Annotated in this window: 8 protein-coding genes; 1 reads left to right on the forward strand and 7 read right to left on the reverse strand. The window is 44.0% G+C overall.

The features are described from left to right. The 5 genes from Q397_RS25315 to Q397_RS0119715 all read right to left on the reverse strand — a co-directional run. Positions 1 to 261 (reverse strand): hypothetical protein (locus Q397_RS25315; RefSeq protein WP_038015000.1); only part of this gene is annotated, 261 nt, incomplete at its 3' end. Positions 262 to 518: 257 nt separating this feature from the next. Further along, positions 519 to 3,029: a DEAD/DEAH box helicase gene (locus Q397_RS0119700; RefSeq protein ID WP_028880855.1), complete on the reverse strand. Its 2,511-nt coding sequence runs from the start codon at positions 3,027 to 3,029 to the stop codon at positions 519 to 521. A 195-nt stretch (positions 3,030 to 3,224) separates the two neighbouring features. Then, positions 3,225 to 3,494 carry a hypothetical protein gene (locus Q397_RS0119705; protein ID WP_028880856.1) on the reverse strand — a complete coding sequence of 90 codons (270 nt, stop codon included), beginning with the start codon at positions 3,492 to 3,494 and terminating at the stop codon, positions 3,225 to 3,227. Positions 3,495 to 3,579: 85 nt separating this feature from the next. Beyond that, a complete protein-coding gene (locus Q397_RS0119710) occupies positions 3,580 to 3,978 on the reverse strand; it encodes a hypothetical protein (protein WP_028880857.1) in 399 nt (132 codons plus the stop codon). Next, positions 3,975 to 4,253, reverse strand: coding sequence for a DUF6626 family protein (locus tag Q397_RS0119715; protein WP_038015004.1), 279 nt, complete (start codon positions 4,251 to 4,253; stop codon positions 3,975 to 3,977). Before Q397_RS0119715 ends, Q397_RS0119710 begins: the two co-directional genes overlap by 4 nt. A gap of 107 nt (positions 4,254 to 4,360) precedes the next feature. Between Q397_RS0119715 and Q397_RS0119720 the strand changes: the two genes are divergently transcribed. Continuing rightward, positions 4,361 to 4,732 carry a hypothetical protein gene (locus Q397_RS0119720; RefSeq protein WP_028880859.1) on the forward strand — a complete coding sequence of 124 codons (372 nt, stop codon included), beginning with the start codon at positions 4,361 to 4,363 and terminating at the stop codon, positions 4,730 to 4,732. Positions 4,733 to 4,893: 161 nt separating this feature from the next. On the opposite strand, the gene Q397_RS0119725 is transcribed toward Q397_RS0119720, so the two are convergent. Both Q397_RS0119725 and Q397_RS0119730 read right to left on the reverse strand, forming a co-directional pair. Further along, on the reverse strand, positions 4,894 to 5,220 hold the full coding sequence (locus Q397_RS0119725) for a HigA family addiction module antitoxin (protein ID WP_051610392.1): 327 nt from the start codon (positions 5,218 to 5,220) through the stop codon (positions 4,894 to 4,896). Then, positions 5,220 to 5,498: a type II toxin-antitoxin system RelE/ParE family toxin gene (locus Q397_RS0119730; RefSeq protein ID WP_028880861.1), complete on the reverse strand. Its 279-nt coding sequence runs from the start codon at positions 5,496 to 5,498 to the stop codon at positions 5,220 to 5,222. Before Q397_RS0119730 ends, Q397_RS0119725 begins: the two co-directional genes overlap by 1 nt. Positions 5,499 to 5,654: the final 156 nt, after the last annotated feature.

A 5,654-nucleotide genomic window follows, 5' to 3' on the forward strand; every position in this document is an offset into this window, starting at 1 on the left:
CGATACTGTTTGCGACGAGTATTTCAAATTGATGAGATACTCACCCTCATGCTCAAACCACCATGGGCGGAGCGGGACCTCTATGTGGGTTTCTTTACCGCCAACGTAGCGGCGGCGTTTGACGGTATAGGTCTTTCCTGCTTGGGCATCACGACAGGCGTCAATCTGCTGTTGCAGGGCATTTCTGAACACATCCAACGGGTCTTTCCGGGGGATGTTAGCCGCTGGTTTGGAAATGTCGCTGAACTGTAAATCAATCATGAAAGCATCCTTGTTATTACATAAAATGCTATAATTTGAATCAAATAAGTCAATTCATTTGCATTTTGCATCTGCGTCAAATGCTCTTTTGATGTCCAATTTTTGAGTCCAGATAACGGTTTTAACGTCATTCCATTTTTTTGTTCAACATTGGTGAAATTGACACTGTAACCACGATTGTGAAGCAAAATTCAAAACGAATCCAAAACATGAACAGAAAGGAATTAATGAATATTTCTTGCAGTTTTGCATGAGGATTAACCAGCTTTACGCAATGCGTTTTTCACCGCTGTTGGAATTCGTTTGCGGTCCTGACTGTCGTGGTAACCGCCATCGATTTCTGCGATGAAGTTTGTCAATTGCCATTCATCAAGCGGATATCCCGCCAACTTTCCCCGCGAGATAAAGGACATTGCCAAGCCGAATATTCCGGTGTAGCGAGCATCACTATGTTCAGCATGTGATTGATATTCCGCGATCTTCTTGGTCGGCTTGAAATAACAGTTCTCAAGGGTCCCATCCCATTCGCGATACTCAATTTTGTTTTCATTATCGTTGACGGCGGCATCGCATTCAAATTCCAAGGGAGCGATGGCGTTCTCGTTCTGCTCATGGATAATGGCCTGTTTGACCCATTTTATCGGATCAATTTCGATGCCCTGATATTCATTGAAGAAACCTTCACCATCTGCCGTTGGCATGGGTGCATAAAACAGACTGGATGCTGTAAATTTGCTCACATCAAAGCCATGGCGTTTAACGATCTTGTTGAGCTTCGTCAATTTATCGGCTGTTTTATCGTCATGGTAGCCTTTGTCGTTCAAAAACCTGATAATCGATTTCACGATGATTTGGTGAACTTCCACAGTCATAATGGATTTGGTCGGAAAGAATGCTCGCCAGCGGTCATCACCGCTAAAAGTATTCATTGTGATCATGTGTAAATCAGGAAAGCACTTGTGAAAATCTTCCGGGCTAAGGTCGCCGCCATCATTATCAAACCAGACCCCATTGCAGTATTGAATATTGGCGAGACCACGATTGGTATCTTCGGATAAATCGGCATCAAATACGGCAGCAGAAATCAAAAAATTCGAGTTTTTCAATTGCCGCCCCTGAATGGCATGGGCATCACGGAGTTGCTGGACCAATTCGGTGTTAGTCAACCGTAGACGGTAATCCGGCTTGGACGAATAGATACTGTCAAACATCTGAATAGTGAATTTCTTGTAATTCCGTTTGATCTGCTTAAGCAGGTCGGACCCATCTGCCGGGTCTGATTTGTGTAACGCAATTGCCTTATCTATAGTATTTTCGTTACAACTTTCATGGTTGACCAATTCCATTTGTTTTTTGAGCAATTGACGTGTTTTTTCAGCCCGTAAACGGACCTGACGCTCTGCTCCGGTAAATGACATGCCGGTTTTTGGTTTTCTACCGGGTTTCTTTTTGGTCTTTTTGATCTGACCACCAAGATTTCCGATCTGGCATCCTGAAAAATAACGGGCCAAGTATTCAGCAGTTCGTTGGTCCGGCACAATACAGACTTTGGGATTGGTGTTATCCGGGTTACGAATACTTCCACGCATAATGCTTTGATATGCCGATTGGCAGCCCGTGGCCCATTTCACATAATCGGGATCAAGACCTTGGCTTTTTAGAAACGCATAATGACCGGGTGTGCGATTTAATGCCGACAGAAAGACCACATTATCGACATGCTGATATTTGTTCATGCCATTGCTGATGCCGGGCAGGCGTTCATTGTGGCGACCAAATAAATCGTCGCCGACATCGTTGTTGCCAACCCATACGAAGTTCTGACCATGGAGTTCATTTTGAATTTGCTCAACACACCAATCAAGCAGGGGCTTGCCATCAATCTCGGTATCACGCGTCCGCTTTGACCAATCTTCATCCAGCAAATATTTGAAAGTGACTAATGCACCATTGTCATGTGAAGAATATCTGGCCCCGGATGAAATGGCCTCATGCTCTTTGATTTCCAGACCTTTGCTGACCCAGTAAAGATTGAGCAGTGATTCATCAAACATGGCTCCCATAATAATGACATCCCGGTATCCGTCGAAAACACTTGGTTCCAACATGACAAAGAAGGAGAGCGTGTGGCGACCATGCTCAGTCTGGCATTCGTGGTGACGGTGCCATTGCTCCTTTCGGCAATAAACGCTCCAATGCTCATTAAGGATACAAGCTGACAATTCCGAAAACATTCCGATGACATCATCATTGTCCGGGTTGGATTGATATTCAGATAATCGGACATTGGATCGTGGTATCACCCGATAATGAATAGGATCAAAATCTTCAACATCGATATGGTCGGTTAATAACCGGTGCGTTTTGGGTAGTTTGAAATCCCAAACTTTATCTACGGCAGGAATTTCATCAATGATGACGATCCAATCTTCTTTGCGGTGCCAATATGGCAACGACAAAAACGCAGCCTGCGTCATCAGGATGATTTCACCACCATCATCGGTTTCACGGAGATGTGCCATGATCTGCTGCTTGACCGAACCCCGATCTAAACACCGGGTTTCATCACCGTAGAAATACTTCACACGGCAATTGATTTTGCTCTCCATGCGATACTCAAGAATATCATTATAGGTCTGGTTGATGAGAATTTTAGACGGTTGAACGATGGCGATTTTACAACCGGCACGTCCGGCAAATTTAACCGCCCATCTTGCGGCTGTATAGGTTTTACCACTTCCAGCCAAGGCATTTACTTTATAGAGCATAATTATAGTTCCTGATACGTTCTTTTTGTTATCAAAAATGAACCCCGGCAGGCTTGGCGGTCTACCGGGGTTCGAGGCTTTCATCAGGAACAATGATGAATTCTGTGTGTGTGATGTGTGTAATCATCGTTCCCGCAATCGCATTGCCGCCAAGCAGCGATATACTTATTTATCCAACAAGGAGCTTAGTTTGGATTACCCCATCAATTGACCACCTGACACTGAGGCAAATTCTTGTGCCTCGGCTTCATTTGAAAAGGTTATTACAATTGCATCGGGGTCATGGTTCAGCATAGCTTGCCACCATTCAAAAATGCTTTCAGGTATTTGCCCAATAAGCGAAAATCGGGGACCGGCATAGCCGGAAAAGATCGCTTCCATTCCGTATGCTGTAGATGCTGTCAAATCATCGGTTAAACGTTCATAGGGCGTATTTATGGCAACATGCCATGAGGGATTGGTCATTGTTGAATTCCTTGTTGTTAGGGGGCTTTTTCGATTCATTGACACCATGATATGGCAGCATATGCAAAGCTGTCATTTCATTGATTTACTTGAGTGAATCGCACTTTTCGAAGTAATCAGGTCTGTCAATTTTTTTGTGACCCAACAGACATTTTTGAAGCTCATCCAAGTTGATGGTGATTATGTTATCTCTGTCAACGCGGGTCTTAACGCCCCATATGTCTGCGACCACGCCGTTTAGCGTTGAAGTCGCTCGGTCTAATGATTCAACAACCTCAATACGAGCTTCATCAAGTTCATCAGAAAGAATGATTTTCCCGGTGATTTTTGCGAAGCAAATATCGTTTTGCATTTCAATATCGAAGTTTTTGACCAGCACCGGGTATTCGTCCAATTGAACTTTATCGTAGAGCCACAGGCCCGGACTGTATCCCATGGGGAAGTTGCCGTTAATCGTAATTGGCACAATCGTAATTTTGGTCATGACAGCACCTTCTGAGCTTTGGCGATTAAAGTTTCCAAACAACCGGACAGATCGGCATCGGATGTTTCTGTCAGACAGGTCTGCAAATAGCCCAGAAGGTTGTCATATGCCTGTGGAGAAGGCTCATGTCCGTTATATCGAAGCATCGACAAATAGGTGCGTGAGCGGCCCATGGCGTCACGAGAAAAATCGGCTGCGTCGTTCAAATAGCAATTCGCTCGTAGGAACTCGAACGCCTGTTCAAATAAGGGCAGGTGATCTGATTTTATCAGCATTGGCAATTCTCCAATCATTTGATCCTGAATCTATTTATCAATGTCGAACAACACCGTTGAAGTTGGTGAATAAATAGAAGGAACAAGCACCAACGAGGAGACTGGTCATGCGTTTGCAAGACTTTGACAATGAATATGAACCGAAGCCCGAACAACGGTTGTTTTGCTGGACGATCACAGTCCGGGCAAAAGCCATGAGCAGATTATCGCCGTTCAATATGAATGATATCACAGTGGCATTCCCGATCCTGAATGCGACAACTGCGAATTTACGAAATATTCAAATGAAAGGCACTGGCGATTGCGGCCAGTTGATCGCATTTACCATCGACATTGCTGTGTTTGCGACCAGTGAAGCTGAATCGATGCGGATAGTGTTGGAGCCGACATTGCTTGATGTCACTCATAAAGACGGACAACTGAACTTGATTGAGCCGGAAGTGACCATTGGCGGGGAAAGTGTTTTGCCGGAAGTTTGATATAAAAAACTGGTCGTTAAAAATCCCGTTTTCTATATCAATTTTTGAAAAGCATACTTCACGAAAATATGCAAAACTGTGAAGTATGTCTTTTTCGTTTTTTGTAATTTTATTGCTAAGAATTGTCTCATATTGAGACAATTTCGGCATTTTGGAAACCTTTAAGCTGTCGTGTTTTCTTCCGGCCATACCTTCCCCGGTTTCCACTGCCGTAGTTCCTGTTCTGCTTCGTAAACATCTAATGCAGTTTGCATATTGACCCAAGGAGTAGGTGAAATATTCAATGCACGGGCAATCTTGCTGGCTGTTGTCGGCGTCATACGAGCCTTACCATTTAATATCTGTGATACGGTTTTACGGCTCATTTCAATGGCATCAGCCAGTTCTGAAACCTGAATATTTCGCGGATCAATGACCATAGCCTTCAAGGCTTCGCCGGGATGGCTGGGTGGTCTCATTCTTTCAATTTGTGCCATCATCATCTCCATTAATGGTAATCTTCAAAATTCAAAATCAATACATCCGGGTCTTCCCACTCAAAGGTAATGCACCAGTTCCCCGATGCGTGCATGGAATATTCACCTTTCCGCATCCCCTTTAATTCGTGGAAGTTCTGGATACCAATGCATTGGGCCAGATCGGTAACATTATCCAGAAAGTCCATGATGTAGATACAATTTGCATGGTAGCGTTTGTTGATTTTTGAGGTCTTGCCCGTTTGAAATAATTCTTTCAGACCTTTGTGCTTTATCTTTGTAATCGGCATTCCATGTCCTTTGTGCGTTACGTGTAACGTAACACGTTACTCATGAGGTAACAAGTAAAACAAGAAACCCACATAGAGGTCCCGCTCCGCCCATGGTGGTTTGAGCATGAGGGTGAGTATCTCATCAATTTGAAATACTCGTCGCAAACAGTATCG

Origin of the sequence: Terasakiella pusilla DSM 6293 (assembly GCF_000688235.1) — a bacterium.
Taxonomy (GTDB): domain Bacteria; phylum Pseudomonadota; class Alphaproteobacteria; order Rhodospirillales; family Terasakiellaceae; genus Terasakiella; species Terasakiella pusilla.